The 15757-nt window shown below is 72.1% G+C and carries 12 protein-coding genes; 7 read left to right on the top strand and 5 right to left on the bottom strand.

Annotated elements, in window-relative coordinates:
• Positions 1–15: 15 nt before the first annotated feature.
• From LZG04_RS36370 to LZG04_RS36360, 3 genes are read right to left on the bottom strand one after another with little or no spacing between them, the layout of a single operon-like run.
• Positions 16–951 (bottom strand): carbohydrate ABC transporter permease, encoded by a 936-nt coding sequence (locus LZG04_RS36370; RefSeq protein ID WP_233825809.1) that lies wholly within the window; start codon positions 949–951, stop codon positions 16–18.
• Positions 948–1937 (bottom strand): sugar ABC transporter permease, encoded by a 990-nt coding sequence (locus LZG04_RS36365; RefSeq protein WP_233825807.1) that lies wholly within the window; start codon positions 1935–1937, stop codon positions 948–950. The genes LZG04_RS36370 and LZG04_RS36365 overlap by 4 nt, the downstream gene beginning before the upstream one ends.
• Positions 1934–4327 (bottom strand): glycoside hydrolase family 3 N-terminal domain-containing protein, encoded by a 2394-nt coding sequence (locus tag LZG04_RS36360; RefSeq protein ID WP_233825805.1) that lies wholly within the window; start codon positions 4325–4327, stop codon positions 1934–1936. Before LZG04_RS36360 ends, LZG04_RS36365 begins: the two co-directional genes overlap by 4 nt.
• 303 nt (positions 4328–4630) lie before the next feature.
• Between LZG04_RS36360 and LZG04_RS36355 the strand changes: the two genes are divergently transcribed.
• Positions 4631–5692 carry a LacI family DNA-binding transcriptional regulator gene (locus LZG04_RS36355; protein ID WP_233825803.1) on the top strand — a complete coding sequence of 354 codons (1062 nt, stop codon included), beginning with the start codon at positions 4631–4633 and terminating at the stop codon, positions 5690–5692.
• Positions 5693–5818: 126 nt separating this feature from the next.
• On the opposite strand, the gene LZG04_RS36350 is transcribed toward LZG04_RS36355, so the two are convergent.
• Entirely contained in the window at positions 5819–6778 is a 960-nt protein-coding gene (locus LZG04_RS36350; RefSeq protein ID WP_233825981.1) for a glutathione S-transferase family protein, read from the bottom strand.
• Between the two features lie 253 nt (positions 6779–7031).
• Here LZG04_RS36350 and LZG04_RS36345 point away from each other — a divergent pair, with 253 nt between their 5' ends.
• From LZG04_RS36345 to LZG04_RS36320, 6 genes are all read left to right on the top strand, one after another.
• Positions 7032–8189, top strand: a complete 1158-nt coding sequence (locus LZG04_RS36345) for an AI-2E family transporter (RefSeq protein WP_233825801.1) — start codon at positions 7032–7034, stop codon at positions 8187–8189.
• A 190-nt stretch (positions 8190–8379) separates the two neighbouring features.
• Entirely contained in the window at positions 8380–8832 is a 453-nt protein-coding gene (locus LZG04_RS36340; protein ID WP_233825799.1) for a helix-turn-helix domain-containing protein, read from the top strand.
• 256 nt (positions 8833–9088) lie between these two features.
• Entirely contained in the window at positions 9089–11365 is a 2277-nt protein-coding gene (locus tag LZG04_RS36335) for a helix-turn-helix domain-containing protein (RefSeq protein WP_233825797.1), read from the top strand.
• A gap of 162 nt (positions 11366–11527) precedes the next feature.
• Positions 11528–12649 carry a serine hydrolase gene (locus tag LZG04_RS36330; protein WP_233825795.1) on the top strand — a complete coding sequence of 374 codons (1122 nt, stop codon included), beginning with the start codon at positions 11528–11530 and terminating at the stop codon, positions 12647–12649.
• On the top strand, positions 12646–13713 hold the full coding sequence (locus LZG04_RS36325) for an alpha/beta hydrolase family protein (protein ID WP_233825794.1): 1068 nt from the start codon (positions 12646–12648) through the stop codon (positions 13711–13713). The genes LZG04_RS36330 and LZG04_RS36325 overlap by 4 nt, the downstream gene beginning before the upstream one ends.
• 75 nt (positions 13714–13788) lie before the next feature.
• Positions 13789–13962 carry a CsbD family protein gene (locus tag LZG04_RS36320; protein ID WP_233825793.1) on the top strand — a complete coding sequence of 58 codons (174 nt, stop codon included), beginning with the start codon at positions 13789–13791 and terminating at the stop codon, positions 13960–13962.
• A gap of 163 nt (positions 13963–14125) precedes the next feature.
• Here the strand turns inward: LZG04_RS36320 and LZG04_RS36315 are convergent, their stop codons facing one another.
• On the bottom strand, positions 14126–15715 hold the full coding sequence (locus LZG04_RS36315; RefSeq protein ID WP_233825791.1) for a cellulase family glycosylhydrolase: 1590 nt from the start codon (positions 15713–15715) through the stop codon (positions 14126–14128).
• Positions 15716–15757 lie beyond the last annotated feature (42 nt).

Below are 15757 nucleotides of genomic sequence, written 5' to 3'. Positions count from 1 at the left end.
ACTGAAGCGGACTCGCTACTGCTTGACCGCGCCGAGCATCACGCCCGACACGAAATAGCGTTGGATGAAGGGGTAGACGGCCACGATGGGCAGCACGGTGAGCACCATCGTCACGGCCTTGATGTTCGCGGAGATGGCCACCGCGTTGGCCTCCACGGCGCCGACCGACGTCGCCGAGGTGGCGCCGGCGATCATGTTGCGCAGGTACACGGTGACCGGGAACAGGTCCGCCCGGTCGAGGTAGAGGAACGCCTGGAACCACGAGTTCCAGTTCGCCACCGCGTAGAACAGGATCATGGTGGCGAGCACGGCCTTCGACAGCGGCAGCACGATCCGCAGCAGGATGCCGTAGGTGTTGAGGCCGTCGATCGCGGCGGCCTCCTCCAGCTCGGACGGCAGGCTCTCGAAGAACGCCTTCATCACCAGCAGGTTGAACACGCTGATCGCGTTCGGCAGCACGATCGCCCAGATGGTGTTGGTCAGGCCGAGCCCGTTGACCAGCACGTAGTTCGGGATCAGGCCGCCGTTGAAGAACATCGTGAACACCGCGATGCCGACCAGCAGGCCGCGGCCCTTGAGCCGGTGCTTGGACAGCACGTACGCGTAGATCGTGGTGAGCACGATCGAGATCGCGGTGGCGGTCACGGTGTAGACGACGGTGTTGAGGTAGCTGTTCCAGAACGCCGGGTCGGACGCGACCAGCTTGTAGGTGTCGAGGTTGAACCCGCGCGGCACCAGGTTGACCTGGCCGGTGCGGATGTAGACCTCGCTGCTGAACGACTGCGCGACGATGTTGACGAACGGGTACAGCGTCACCGCGACCACGCCGAGCAGCACGATCGTGTTGACCACGCGGAAGACCCGGTAGCCGGGGGAGTCGTCCAGCGACGTGCGGCGGGGCCCGGCGGGCTTGTCCAGCCGCTCCATGACGCGCGTCGGGTCGGTGGTCACCACAGGCTCGTCCCCACTGTGCGGCGCGAGATCGCGTTGGCGGACAGGATCAGCGTCAGGCCGATGACCGACTCGAACAGGCCGATCGCGGCGGCGTAGCTGAAGTTGTTGGACACCAGGCCGACCCGGTACAGGTAGGTCGAGACGACGTCCGCGGTGGGGTAGGTCAGCGGGTTGTACAGCAGCAGGACCTTCTCGAACCCGACCGCCATGAACGTGCCGATGTTGAGGATCAGCAGCGTGATCATCGTCGGCCGGATGCCGGGCAGCGTCACGTGCCAGGTCTGCTGCCAGCGGTTCGCCCCGTCGATCCGGGCCGCCTCGTAGAGCTGCGCGTCGATCGTGGTCAGCGCGGCGAGGTAGAGGATCGTGCCCCAGCCGACGGTCTGCCAGACCTCGGAGGAGACGTAGATCGTGCGGAACCAGCCCGGGTCCTGGATGAACGAGGTCGCCTCGCCGCCGAGCGCGCGGACGACCTGGTTGACCGTGCCCTCCAGCGACACCAACTGCATCACCATGCCGGCCACGATCACGATCGACAGGAAGTGCGGCAGGTAGGACACGGTCTGCACGAACCGCTTGAAGTAGCGCGAGCGGACCTCGTTGAGCAGCAGTGCCAGCACGATCGGCAGCGGGAAGGTGAACACGAGCGACAGCGCGCCGAGCGCCATCGTGTTGCCGAAGACCTCCCAGAAGTTCGGGTCGTTGATGAACATCTTGACGTAGCGCAGGCCGACCCACGTCTCGCCGTAGATGCTGCCGCCGGGCACGAACTTGCGGAACGCGATGACGTTGCCGAGCATCGGCGCGTACCGGAAGACGAGGAAGAACACCAGCGGGACGATGGCGAGCGTGTAGAGCTGCCAGTCGCGCTTGAACGCCTTGCGCCAGGTGGTCCGGTACCGGGGTGCCTTGGTCGTCCTCGGTGGTTTTCGGGGCCGGTCGGTCGCGGGTCCGGCCGCGGGTTCGCTGATCTGGGTGGTCATGCTCGCTCCACCTCCTCGTGGGTGACCGACACCGCGGTGTGCCACCGCCGCGTGTGGTCGACTTCGCGCAGCGGGCCCACGAGCGCGAGGTCCACCGCTTCGTGCACGTCCGCGCTCGACCGGGACACGCGCAACTGCACCGCGCCCGGCTCGACCACGCGCTTGCCCGCCAGGCCGGTGAACGACGTGACGTCCGCGGGCACGCGGAACGTGACGCGGGCCGACGCGCCGCCGGCCAGCTCGACCCGCGCGTAGCCGATGAGCCGCACGACCGGGCGGGTCACCTGGGCGACGGGGTCGTGCAGGTACAGCTGCACCACGTCCGCGCCGGGCCGTTCGCCGGGGTTGCGCACCTCCAGTTCCAGCTCCACCTCACCGTCGGTGGTCCACGGCGTGTCGCCGGACACCACGCGCACGGACGACCAGGTGAACGTGTCGTAGCCCAGGCCGTGGCCGAACGGGAAGGCGTGCGTCGGGTCCACGTTGGACACCTCCGTGCGCCGCCCGAGCGGCGCGGACAGGTAGGTGCCCGGTTGGCCGGAGGGGTCGCCGGGGATGCCGACCGGCAGCCGGCCCGACGGGGACACCGCGCCGGTCAGGACGTCGGCGATGGCCCGGCCGCCGAGCTGGCCGGGGAAGAACGCCTGCACGACCGCGGCCGCGCCGTCGGCCAGGTCGCCGATCGCGTAAGGCCGCCCGGTGATCAGCAGCAGCACGACCGGCGTGCCGGTCGCCCGCACGGCCCGGACCAGTTCGGCCTGCGCTCCGGGCAGCCGCAGGTCGGTCGCGTCGCACCCCTCGCCCGACGTGCCGCGCCCGAACAGGCCCGCCAGGTCACCGACCGCGACGACGGCGACGTCCGCGTCCCGTGCCGCGGCGACGGCGGCCGCGATGTCGTCCGCGTCGGGCTCGGCGGAGACCTCGCAGCCCTTCGCGTGGGCGATGTCGCCGCCTACGGCATCGCGCAACGCCGACAGCACGGTCGGGATCTCCAGGCCCAGCCCGGCGTCCGGGTGGTGCACGCCGATGTGCGCGGGGAACGAGTAGCAGCCCAGCATCGCCATCGGGTCGTCGGCGAGCGGTCCGACCACGGCCAGCCGCACGTCCGGCCGCAGCGGCAGCACGCCGTCGTTGGCCAGCAGCACCACGGACTCGCGCGCCAGCCGCAGCGCCACCTCCTGGTCGCGCGGCGAGTCCAGCCGCAGGTCGTCGACGTCGGGCGGCAGGGGCGACCAGTCCGGGTCGAGCAAACCCAGTTCCACCTTCTGGCGCAGCACGCGGCGCAACGCCCGGTCCACCAGCTCCTCGGCCACGTCACCGCGCTCGACCGCTGCGCGCAGCGGCGCGCCGTAACAGCGCACGGTCGGCAGCTCCACGTCCACGCCCGCCGCCAAGGCCAGGGCGGCGGCGTGCGCCTCGTCCTCGGCGACGCCGTGCAGGGTCTGGAGGAACTTCACCGCGAAGTAGTCGGCGACCACCGTGCCGTCGAAGCCCCAGGTGTCGCGCAGCAGCGTGGTCAGCAGGCCCGCGTCGGCCGCCGACGGCACGCCGTCGATCTCGGTGTAGGACTGCATGACCGACCGCACGCCGCCGTCGCGCACGGCCATCTCGAACGGCGGCAGCACCACGTCGGCGAACTCGCGCGGCCCGATCGCCACCGGAGCCAGGTTGCGCCCGGCGCGGGAGGCGGAGTAACCGGCGAAGTGCTTGAGCGTGGCGACGATGCCCGACTGTTCCAGACCGCGCACGTACGCGGTGGCGACCGTGCCGACCAGGTACGGGTCTTCGCCGATGGTCTCTTCGGTGCGGCCCCAGCGGTAGTCGCGGGTGACGTCCAGGACCGGGGCCAACCCCTGGTGCACGCCCGCCGCGCGCATCGAGCGGCCGATCAGGCCGGACATCTCGGCGACCAGCCCGGGGTCGAACGACGCGCCCCAGGCCAGCGGCGCGGGGTAGGCCGTGGCCCGCCAGGCGGCGAACCCGGTGAGGCACTCCTCGTGCACCAGCGCCGGGATGCCGAACCGGTTGGCGGCGGCCACCTCCCGCTGCGACGCGGCCAGGGAACGGGCCCCGGCCACCGGGTCGACCGGCCGGGTGCCGAACGGGCGGGTGAGCTGGCCCAGGCCGGCGGAGATGACGTCCGCCCAGACCACCGGCTCACTGGTCATGTCGTGCTGGTGCGGCGCGACGCCCGCGCCGGAGGGGTCCGCGCCGACCCAGACGCCGACGAGCTGCGCGAGCTTCTCCTCGAGGGTCATCTCCGCGACGAGCGCGTCGACCCGTTCGGCGGCGGGCCGGGTGACGTCCCGCCACACCGCGTCCGGCTGGTCGGCGGCAGTCGGGACGCCGTCGCCCGCCGGCGTCGTCGCGACCCCCGTCGTCCTGTTCATCATCGACCAGGTACCCCCGCTCACGTCCTCGTGAAGACCGAAACTATCGAAGTAACTTCCGACATGCCGATCTGGTGGGGAGACCGTAGGAGGATCTCCGCAAGACGTCAACAGTCCGTGTCCTTCCTGTGTCTTCGCAGTTCACAGGTATGAACAGGCCTGGAAGAGGCGGCCCTATCGCGTTAATGAACTAATGCGCCGAGCGGTCATGCTGGTGATCGGAAGGTCGAACCTTTACGCTCGGCCGTCGAAACTTTAGATCCGGTGTGCGGGGTGCGGACCGCGACGCGAACAGGGGGCGGCATGAGTTCGTCGACCGAGCGGGAGGCCGCCGGCGCGCTGCCGGAGAAGACGGTGAAGGGTGCCGCGTCCATCTCGTCCATCGCGGCCGAGGCGGGCGTGTCCATCCCGACCGTCTCCAAAGTCCTCAACGGACGGCCGGACGTCGCCCCGGACACCCGCGCCCGCGTGGAGAGCATCATCGAACAGCACCGGTACCGACGACGACGAGCGCGGCAGTCGTCCCGGCCCGCGTTGATCGACCTGGTGTTCCACGAGATGCACTCGGCGTGGTCGACCGAGATCATCCGCGGCGTCGAGCTGGCCGCGGCCAACGAGCGCGCCGCCGTGGTGCTGTCCGAGCTGGGCGGCGAGCACCGGCCGCGGCGCGAGTGGTTCGACGACCTGCTGGCCCGCCGGCCGCTCGGCGTGATCCTGGTGCTGGCCGGGCTGGACGCCGAGCAGCGCCGTCAGCTCATCACCCGCAACATCCCGTTCGTGTTCGTGGACACCGCCGGCGAGCCGCCGCCCGGCGTGCCCACGGTGGGTTCGGCGAACTGGGCCGGCGGGCTGGCCGCGACCCGGCACCTGCTCGCGCTCGGGCACCGCCGGATCGCGGTGATCTCGGGGCCCACGACCATGCTGTGCAGCCGTGCCCGGGTCGACGGGTACCGCAGCGCGCTGGAGGACGCGGACGTCGTCGTGGAACCGGATTTCGTGCGGTACGGCGACTTCTACGTGCAAGGCGGGTACAGCCACGGCATGGAGCTGCTGCGCCGCCCCGACCGGCCGACCGCGATCTTCGCGGGCTCCGACTTCCAGGCGCTGGGCGTGATGCGGGCGGCGCGCGAGCTGGGACTGTCCATTCCGGACGACCTGTCGATCGTCGGCTACGACGACCTGTCGGTCACCGAGTGGATAGGGCCCCAACTGACCACGGTGCGGCAACCGCTGCGGGAGATGGCGACCACGGCGGCGCAGATGGTGTTCAGCCTGGCCCGCGGCGAGCGCCCGCCGAACGAGCGCATCGACCTGGCCACCGAACTGGTCGTCCGCGAGAGCACCTGCCCACCGCGCACCCCTTGACCCGCGTGTCCTACCCCCAGAACGCGAGAGTCCTACGTTCAGAACGCGCGTGTCCTACGTTCAGGACACCCGAATTCAACGCTCAGGTCGGGGGAGAAGCCGGGGGAGCGCGTTCCCCCGGCCGGCTCACCGCAACGGCGTGTGCGCCGGGTCCACCCGTTCGCCCTCGCGCACGGGACCGGGCGGTGTGCCCTCGCCGAACGGCCGCCCGCCGAGCGCTTCCCGCCCGTGCGGCGTCACCCAACCGGACAGGTCCGGCCCCGCGGGCACGATCCCGCTCGGGTTGATGTCCTTGTGCACCACGTAGTAGTGCTGCTTGATCTGCGTGAAGTCGACCGTGTCGCCGAAGCCGGGCGTCTGGAACAGGTCACGGGCGTAAGCCCACAGCGCGGGCATCTCGGCCAGCTTGTTCCGGTTGCACTTGAAGTGGCCGTGGTAGACCGGGTCGAAGCGCACCAGCGTGGTGAACAGGCGGACGTCGGCCTCGGTGATCGTGTCCCCGACGAGGTAGCGCTGACCGCTCAGCCGCTCCTCCAACCAGTCCAGCGCCGTCCACAGGCGGCGGTACGCCTCGTCGTACGCCTCCTGCGTGCCCGCGAACCCGCACCGGTACACGCCGTTGTTGACCTCGGTGAAGACCCGCTGGTTGACCGCCTCGACCTCGTCGCGCCGAGCCCGCGGCAGCAGGTCGGGCGCGCCGTCGCGGTGGTGGTCGCGCCACTCGGTGGACAGGTCCAGCGTGATCTGCGCGAAGTCGTTGGTCACCACCGCGCCGGTCGTCGTGTCGACGATGGCCGGCACGGTGATCCCGCGCGGGTACTCGGGGTCGCGCTTGAAGTACGCCTCCTGCAACCGCTCGATGCCCAGCACGGGGTCGCGCCCACCCGGGTCGAGGTCGAACGTCCACGACCGCTCGTCGTGCGTCGGCCCGGGCAGCCCGAGCGAGAGGGCGTCCTCCAGCCCCAGCAACCGCCGCACGATGATCGACCGGTTGGCCCACGGGCAGGCCCGGGCCGCCACCAACCGGTACCTCCCGGCCTCGACCGGGAACCCGTCCCGCTCGTCCGCCGTGATCCGGGTCGTGATGTAGCGCGTGTCGCGGGTGTACTCCTTGCCCTTGACGGAGTACTTCCCACCCTGCTGGTGCTCGGGGTTGCCGAGGTCCGCCGCGGCCGTCGAGGTGTCGCTCACGGTCCCGAGCCTACGTCCCACTCCCGCCGGGGGCCTCCCGGCGAGGCGAGCGGACCGCCGGCGGGGCGGCGCGATGGGTCCACCCGGTTCTGGCAGGCTGCCGCACGGGCGCGCCGCGGGGCGCGACGCGGTGGAGGGATGGGACGACGTGAGCGCTGAAGACCGCCGCTGGACCGATCGCGGTCAGGCGATCGGGCACGGGGTGACCTGGCTGGCGCGGTGGAGTGCCCGCCTGGCGCTGGTCGCGATCGGCTTCTGGCTGCTGTCCACGCTGATCGGCAGGCTCTGGGTGGTGGTGATGCCGGTCCTGCTGGGCCTGCTGATCACGACGGTGCTGTGGCCGCCCGCCCGGTGGCTGCGCTCACGGGGCGTGCCGCCCGCGCTGGCCGCGACGATCGTGCTGCTCGCCGGGCTGGTCGTGCTCGGCGGCGTGGTGGCGCTGATCTCCACGTCGATCGCGTCCGGCGTCCCCGAGATCGCCGACAGCGCGACCCGCGCCCTGCAACAGGCGCTGGACTGGGCGGCGGGCCCGCCGCTGAACATCCGCGAGGGCCAACTCGACCAGTTGCTGCAACAGGGCATCGACCAGCTGCGCAACAGCGTGGGGTCGATCGCGAACAGCCTGATCACCGGTGTCGGCACGGTGACCTCGGGCTTGGTCACCGGTGTCGTCGCGCTGCTGCTGGCGTTCCTGTTCGTCAAGGACGGCCCGCGGTTCACGCCGTGGCTGCGCGGCGTGATCGGCCGGCGCGCCGGCGGGCACGTGACCGTCGTGCTGGAGCGGGTCTGGACGACGTTGGGCGACTTCATCCGCACGCAGGCGGTCGTGAGCCTGGTGGACGCGGTGCTGATCGGCCTGGGCCTGGTGGTGCTGGGCGTGCCGCTGGCCGTGCCGTTGGCGGCGTTGACGTTCCTCGGCGGTTTCGTGCCGATCGTCGGCGCGTTCATCGCGGGCGCGCTGGCCGTGCTGGTCGCGCTGGTCAGCAACGGCCCGACGACCGCGTTGATCATGCTGGTGGTCGTCGTGGTGGTGCAGCAGGTGGAGGGCAACGTGCTCCAGCCGGTGCTCCAGTCCCGCAGCCTGCGCCTGCACGCGGCGGTCGTGCTGGTCGCCGTCACGGCCGGCAGCACGCTCTACGGCATCGCGGGCGCGTTCCTGGCCGTGCCGGTCGTCGCCGCCCTCGCCGTCGTGCTGCGGTACCTGGGCGAGGTCATCGACCGGGGCTCCGCGCCCGAGCCCGCCGTGCCGGACCGCCCGGACGAGCCCGAAGCCGTGCCGGACGCGCGCCCGGCGGACGGCGCCTGACGTGCCCGGACCCGGTTGCGGCATCGGTAAGCCGCAGCCGGTCCGGCCGCCGCACGCGGATCGGTGAGAACGTTCCCAGCACGGTGACGTCCGGCTTCCCGACGTCGGTGCGACGCGCAGCGCGCGGGTGCGCCCGAACCGGTCGTCGACGACCGGGTTGTGCGCCGAAAACCCTGGTTATCATGCGCGGATGCTCCGACGCACGTACGACGGCCAGCTCTGCTCGATCGCCCGGGCCCTCGAGGTCGTCGGCGAGCGCTGGACGTTGTTGATCGTGCGGGACGCGCTGTCGGGCGTCACCCGGTTCGACGGGTTCCTGGCCCGGATGCCCATCGCCCGCAACGTGCTCAGCGACCGGCTCAACGGCCTGGTCGAGCACGGCGTGCTGGAGCGCGTGCGCTACCAGGACCGCCCGCCGCGCCACGAGTACCGGCTCACCGCCCGCGGACGTGAGCTGACGCCGGTGGTCCTGGCGCTCATGGCGTGGGGCGACCGCCACCTGCCCGCGCCGACCGGCCCGCCGAGCGTGGCCGAGCACGCGGGCTGCGGCGGGACCGTCCGCACGTGCCTGGTCTGCGACTGCTGCGAGCAGCAGGTCGTGTCCGGCTCGGTGCTCCGGCGGTCGAACGCCGCCGCCACATGAGCTCGATGCCCGGCGGCACCGGCATGAGCGGGTGCGGCTGACCGACCGCGAGCCACGGCACGATCTCCAGAGCGACCCGGTGCCCGCGGCGAACAGCCCGAGCAGCACCACCACGGCTCGGAACGCCTCCATCACGACCCCGCCGTCCGCGTATCGACGATCAAGCTGTCCGCCGTGGCGGTACCACCGGGTAACTTGAGGGACCGGTCGTGTCGGTCATCGGACGACGCAACGCGCGTGACGCGGGGGGTTGGGTGTGACGAGCCGGTTCGGCGCTCTGCTGCGGCGATGGCGGCAGCGGGCCGGGTTGAGCCAGGACGAGTTGGCCGACCGCGCGGGGCTCGGCGTCCGCACCGTCCGCGGCCTGGAGACCGGGCAGCGGGGCAACCCGCAGGTGCGCACGGTGCGGCTGCTCGCCGACGCGTTGCGGCTGGACGGGGCCGAGCGCGTCGAGCTGTTCACCGCCGCCGGGCACGCCGAGCCGGCCGACCCGGACCAGGACGTGGCCACGCGGGCGGCGGGGCACACCGCCGCTCGCCGACCGTCACCCGGACCGGCGCTGGCCGCGGACCCGTTGGCGGAGGCGGTGGACGCGCTCGCCTCCGCCGTGCACGCCCGGTGGTTGCGGGAAGAGGAGCAGCAGCAGGTGCACGACCCCGTGCCGCTGCCGGTGCGCTGGCGACTGGCGCCCGAACCGCTGCGGGACGACTGGGCCGACGTCCGGTCGGCGCGGCCCGGCCAAGCCGCGCGCCCGCTCGACCTCTCCGGGCGGCTCGACCAGGTCGTGGAGGTCTACCGGCGGATCCCGTCGTCCCGGCTGATCGTGCTGGGCCGGGCGGGCGCCGGCAAGACCATCCTCACCACGCGGTTCGTGCTCGACCTGCTGGCCACGCGCGCCCCCACCGACCCGGTGCCGGTCATCTTCGGCCTGGGCTCGTGGAACCCGGCCCGCGCCGAGTTGCGGGACTGGCTGGCCGACCAGCTGGTGCGCGACCACCCCGGCCTGGCCGCACCGGGCCCCGGCGGGTCGACGCTGGCCGCCGCGCTGGTGGACGCGCACCGCGTGCTGCCCGTGCTGGACGGGTTCGACGAGGTGGCGGGCGGGCTGCACCGGGCGGCGCTGGCCGCGTTGAACGCCACGACGTTGCCGTTGCTGGTGACCAGCCGGGTGGACGAGTACCGGGCCGCGGTCGCGGCCACCGGCGTGCTGCGGGCCGCCGGCGCGGTGGAACTGGTCGACCTCGCCCCGGCGGACGTCGCCGACTACCTGCCGCGTACCACCGGCCACGCGCGCAACCCCTGGCAGCCGGTCCTCGACCACGTCCGCGAACACCCGGACAGCGCGCTCGCGGCCGTGCTCACCACGCCGTTGATGGTGGCGCTCGCGCGCCGGATCTACAGCGACACACCGGGCAACGACCCGGCCGAGCTGGTGGACCCCGACCGGTTCGACGGGCGGGAGTCGATCGAACGGCACCTGCTCGCCGGTTTCGTGCCGGCGGTCTACCGGCAGCGGCCCGGCGCCCGCACCTACGACCTCGACCACGTCCGGCACTGGCTCGGCCACCTCGCCGCGCACCTGACCCGCCTGGGCACGCACGACCTGGCGTGGTGGCAGCTCGGTTCCTCCCTGAGCCGGCGCGCCAGGGCGCTGGTGGTCGCGCTGGTGGTGTTCGGCGGCGTCTGGCTGACCGACGTCGTGGTCGAGAGCCTGCTGATCGGCGAGGTGAGCGGGCAGCTCGTGGGCTACGGGGCCGTGGTCGCCCTGCTCGCCGGGGCGTCGTTCGGGTTGGTGCACGGGCACCTGGCCCGGGTGCAGCCGCTGGAACCGGTCCGGTTCCGGCTGCGGTTGCGGGCGGGTCCGGGCTCGACGTGGCCGCGGGTGCGGGTCAGGGCCGGGATGGGCCTGCTGTTCGGCGCGCTGGTCGGCTGCTCCTACGGCGTGCTGATGATCCTGGTGAAGTGGCTGGTGGCCGGTCGGGTCGTCACCCCGGCGATGGTCCTCGTGGACGCGGGCGTGTTCACCGCGGTGTTCGCCTCCGGCTCGGCGCTCGCCTTCGGGCTGGTCGCCGCGGGGGAGTGGCCGCAGGACATCCGCTCGGCGGCGAGCCCGGCTGGCCTGCTCGACTCCAACCGCAGGACCGTGCTCGTGCAGACCGCGATCTTCGCGCCGCTGTTCGCGGTGTTCTTCGCCGCCACGACGTGGCTCATCGCCGTGGCGCTGAGGTCGCTGCCGGGCGGCGGCCCGTTCGGGGTGGTGATCGCCTGGCCCGGGTTGGCCGGGGTGGTGCTGGGGCTCGTGGGCGGGTTCGGCGGCGGGTTCGGCTACGTCATCAGCATGACCGCGTGGGGCCAGTGGGTGGTGTTCGCCCGCTTCTGGCTGCCGCTCACGGGCCGGTTGCCGTGGGCCGTGCACGCGTTCCTCGACGACGCCTACCGCCGGGGCGTGCTGCGCCGCGCGGGCGCGGTCCACCAGTTCCGCCACGCCCGCCTGCAAGATCACCTGGCCGAGGGCCACCGCGACCCGACCTGACCGCGGCACGCGGTGTCCGCGCAGTTCAACGGCACCGGCCACAGGTGGCCGCTCCAGGACCTGTCCGTGGCCTCCTCGATCCCGTGACGATGGGCCGCGTCGGCTCCGTGGAAGGGCAAGCCGGTAGGGCGTGCCCGTGGCCGCGGTTACGGAGGGATTCGCATGACGAGCAAGACCCGCCGCTCACTCACCGGCGTCGCCGGAGGTGTCGTCCTCGCCGTCACGGCCGCGGTCGCCACACCGGTCGCCGCCGTCGCCGCCCAGGACGGCCACGCCGCGACCCGGGCGGTGCTCGACCGCTACCAGGCGCAGGCCGGACCGGGCGCGGCCGTGCACGCCGGGGACGCCACCGGGTCGTGGACGCTGAGCAGCGGCACGGCCAGGATCGGCCAGAACCGCCCGATCACCGCGACCGAGCACTTCCGGATCGGCAGCCAGACCAAGACGTTCACCGCGGTCGTGGTGCTCCAGCTCGTCGAGGAGGGCCGCGTCGCGCTGGACAGCCCGATCGGGCAGTACCTGCCCGGCGTGGTCACCGGCAACTACGACGGCGCGGTCATCACCGTGCGCCAACTGCTCCAGCACACCAGCGGCATGGTCCGGGACATCCGCGACGCCGCCCCGAACCCGGACGGCAGCTACTCGTTGGCCGAGCTGGTCCGGTCCGCGATGGACGAGCCCGCCCAGTTCGCGCCCGGCACGGGCCTGGGCTACTCCAACGTCGCCTACCTGGTGCTCGGCCTGCTGGTCGAACGGCTCACCGGCCGCCCGGTCCGCGACGCGATCACGGAACGGGTCATCACGCCGCTCGGCTTGACGGGCACGTCGTTCCCCGCGCCGGGCACGCGGGCGCTGGCCGACCCGTACCTGCCCGGCTACGTCGGCGGCAGGCTCGGCCCGTTCTCCTTCTGGACCGACGGCACCACGAACACCGAGCTGACGTTCTGGAGCACCGCCGGCGCGATGGCGTCCACCATGGTCGACCTGGCGACGTTCTACCGGGCGCTGCTGGACGGCCGGGTCCTCTCGGCCGCGGCGCTCGCCGAGATGCGGCGGACCATCGCCCCGGACCACTCCTACGGCCTCGGGCTGTCGCGGGTGAACCTCTCGTGCGGCGGCGAGGCGTGGGGCCACAACGGCGCCCTGCCCACCGGGCACTACTCGATCACCCTCACCACCGACGACGGCCGGTACGCGGCGCTGGTGACCAACGGCAACGTGGTCACCTCCCGGCCGGTCTCGATCGAGGTGCTGGACACGGCGCTGTGCGAGGGTGCGGCGTGATCCGGCGACTGACCGCCGTGGCGGGCGTGCTCGGTGTCGTCCTGTCGGGTGTCGGCGCGACCACGTCGGCCTCGAGCGCGCCGCCGGTGTTCGCCGACGGGCACGGGCTGACCGTGGTGAGCCAGCCCGCGTGGGTGGACGGGAACGAGCGCACGTTCGTGTTCACCGTCCGCACCGCCCACGTGCCGGCGTACTCGGTGATGGAGGGCCAGGTCTCCGGCGAGCACGCGATCATGGTGACGCTGCCGGAGGGCTACGACCAGGCCGCCACCACCCGGTACCCGGTGCAGTACCACCTGCACGGCCACCCGGACCGCCCGAACACGGTCGCGAACCAGCGGCTGTTCGAGCAGACCACGGTCGGCGTCCCGCTGATCACCGTCGCGCCCAACGGCTCCGGCCGCGGCTGGTACACGAACTGGGTCAACCCGCCCTCCGCCCTCGGCCCGCAGAACTGGGAGTCGTTCCACCTGGACCAGGTGATCCCGTTCGTGGACGCGAACCTGCGCACGATCGCGCGACGGGACGGGCGGGCGATCTCGGGGCACTCGATGGGCGGGTTCGGCGCGATGCACTACGCCGAGCACCGGCCCGACCTGTTCGGCTACGTCGGCAGCTTCTCCGGCGGGCTCGACCTGCTCAGCCAGGAGCAGCGGGTGGCGGTCGTCGCGTCCACCCGACTGCCCGGCAGCGGCACGCCGACGGTCCCCGTGGACTCGATCTTCGGCCCGCCGATCTGGCCGCTGGACGGCGGGTGGAACCGGGAGAGCCCCGCGCAGCACGTCGGGTCGCTGCGCGGCATGGGCGTGGCGCTGTACACGGGCAACGGGGGAGACCTCACGGTGGACCCGGTGCAGGCCGTGGTCGAGAACCGGGCGTGGGCGACCAACCTCGTCACCCGCGACCACCTGGTGGCGGCCGGCATCCCGCACGCGTTCGTCGACTACGGCGACGGCAGCGGGTGGGCCGAGGGCTGCACGGGCAAGCACGCACAGTTGCCGTGCCTGCTGGCGGACATGGAGCACTTCGTGGGTCTGCTGATGGCCGGCCTGACCCACCCCTGACCTCCGGGCTGGTCCACGGTCGGGCGAAAGCCCCCGGGACGTTCAACGGCGGCCCCGACGGGGTACCCGCAGACCATGGGTATCGACGACAAGTTCGACGCCAAGGCGGACGAGCTCAAGGGCAAGGCGAAGGAAACGGCCGGTCGCGCGACCGACGACCCCGACCTCGAGGCCGAGGGCCGGGGCGAGCAGGTCAAGGGCAACCTCAAGCAGGCGGCCGAGAAGGTCAAGGACGCGTTCAAGAACTGACGCACGAGCACAGCGCGGCGGGTGCCACGACCGGCGAGTCCGGCCCTGGCACCCGCCGCGCTCGTGCGCCGGTCCCACCCGGCGCCGGGTGGGACCGCCGATCTTCATGCCGTGCGGGTTGCCCCGCCCGGTCCCCAAGCCGGCCGGGCGGGGCGGTCGAGCGTCATGCCGTGCAGGCGGCTCCGCCCAGCGTCACGCCGGCAGGCGCGCCGGCCGGGCCGTTGGCGGTGAAGCCGAGCGAGACCGAGGCGCCCGCGCCCAGCGACGGCGCGTACGACGGCGCGGTCACGGTGACCGTCGTGCCGCTCTGGCTGAACGTCCCGTTCCACCCGCTGCCGATGGTCACGCCCGTGGGCAGCGTGAACACGACCTTCCACGGGTTCACGGCGCTCGTGGCGCTGTTGGTCACGGTCAGCGAGCCCTGGAAACCGCCCTGCCACGCGTTGTCCTGACGCCACGCCGCCTTGCACGCGCCCGTGCCGTTGCCGCCGGACGTCGTGGTCGTCGTCGTGGTGGTAGTGGTCGTCCCACCACCGGTCGGCGGGATCAGGTACGGCTGCAGGATCGACTGCTTGGCCTGGTTCACCGTGGTCCAGTCGTCGCCGACGATGCCGCCCGTGTCACCCGAGTTCGGGTTCCACGACCAGTAGGTGAACGAGATCCCGTCCACGCCCTTGCCGGTGTAGGCCATCAGGTTCTCCAGCCACACCTTGTCCTTCGGGTTGGCCAGCGTGGACCCGAACTCGCCCATCATCAGCGGCGCGGTGTTGCTCTTGTACAGGTAGCCCCAGTACTTGTCCCAGATCGCCGGCATGTTCGCGGGGAAGTCGGGCGCGGTGAACCACTTCTGCTCGAACACCGACGTCGCGTACTCGTGCGGCGAGTAGACCAGCCGGTTCGGCACGTTCAGCCGCACCGGGTACTGGCCCGCCTTGGACAGGTTGCCGCCCCACCAGCCGCAGTCCTCGTCGTTGGACGGGTCGTTGTCCCAGGTGTCGGACAGCCCGCCGCTCGGGCAGCTCACGCCCTCCACGAAGATCAGCCAGTTCGGCTGCACGGACAGGATCGCGTTGCCCGCCCGCTCGGCGGCCAGCCGCCAGTCGCGCTCCACCACGCCGCAGCCCCAGCACGCGCCGGTGGCGTTGGGGTTGGTGCCCTCGGCGTGCGGCTCGTTGTGCAGGTCCGCGCCGATGACCGTGGTGTTGCCCGCGTACCGCTGCGCGAGCATCTTCCAGTCGTTGATCCAGGTGCTCTCCGGCACGGTCGCCGTGTACCAGAGCGCGGACTGCCCGGCGCTGGTCGGGCGGTGCCGGTCGAGGATGATGCGCATCCCCTTCTGGCCCGCGTAGTCGATGACCTTGTCCAGGATCTGCAACGGCGACAGCCCGACCAGGTCGGGGTTGACGTAGTCGTTGACGCCCGACGCCGTCGCGCCCGGCTTGAGCGCGTCATTGGAGAACGGCACGCGCAGGGTGTTGTAGCCCAGCGAGGCCATCTGGTCGAGCTGCTGCTTCCACGTGCGGCTGGACCACAGCCCGTGGAAGGTCTTGTTGTCGGTCTCCATGCCGAACCAGTTGATGCCGGTCAGCCGGACCGTCGCGCCGGTGCTGTCGACGATCTTGTTGCCCGCGGTGTGCAGGTAACCACCGGCCGGGGCCGCCGTGACCTGTCCCGCCGTCGCCATCACGACCACTCCGCTCACGGCCACCGCAGCCGCGAGCAGAGCGCCGAAGATGGATCTCCGTTGCCGCATACCGCTCTCCTTTGAGGATGTTCGCAACGTTCTGGGAGCGCT

Source organism: Saccharothrix sp. S26, assembly GCF_021390395.1.
Taxonomy (GTDB): Bacteria; Actinomycetota; Actinomycetes; order Mycobacteriales; family Pseudonocardiaceae; genus Actinosynnema.
The sequence above is the reverse complement of the archived record's forward strand: the minus strand, read 5'-3'. Positions and strand labels throughout refer to the sequence as shown.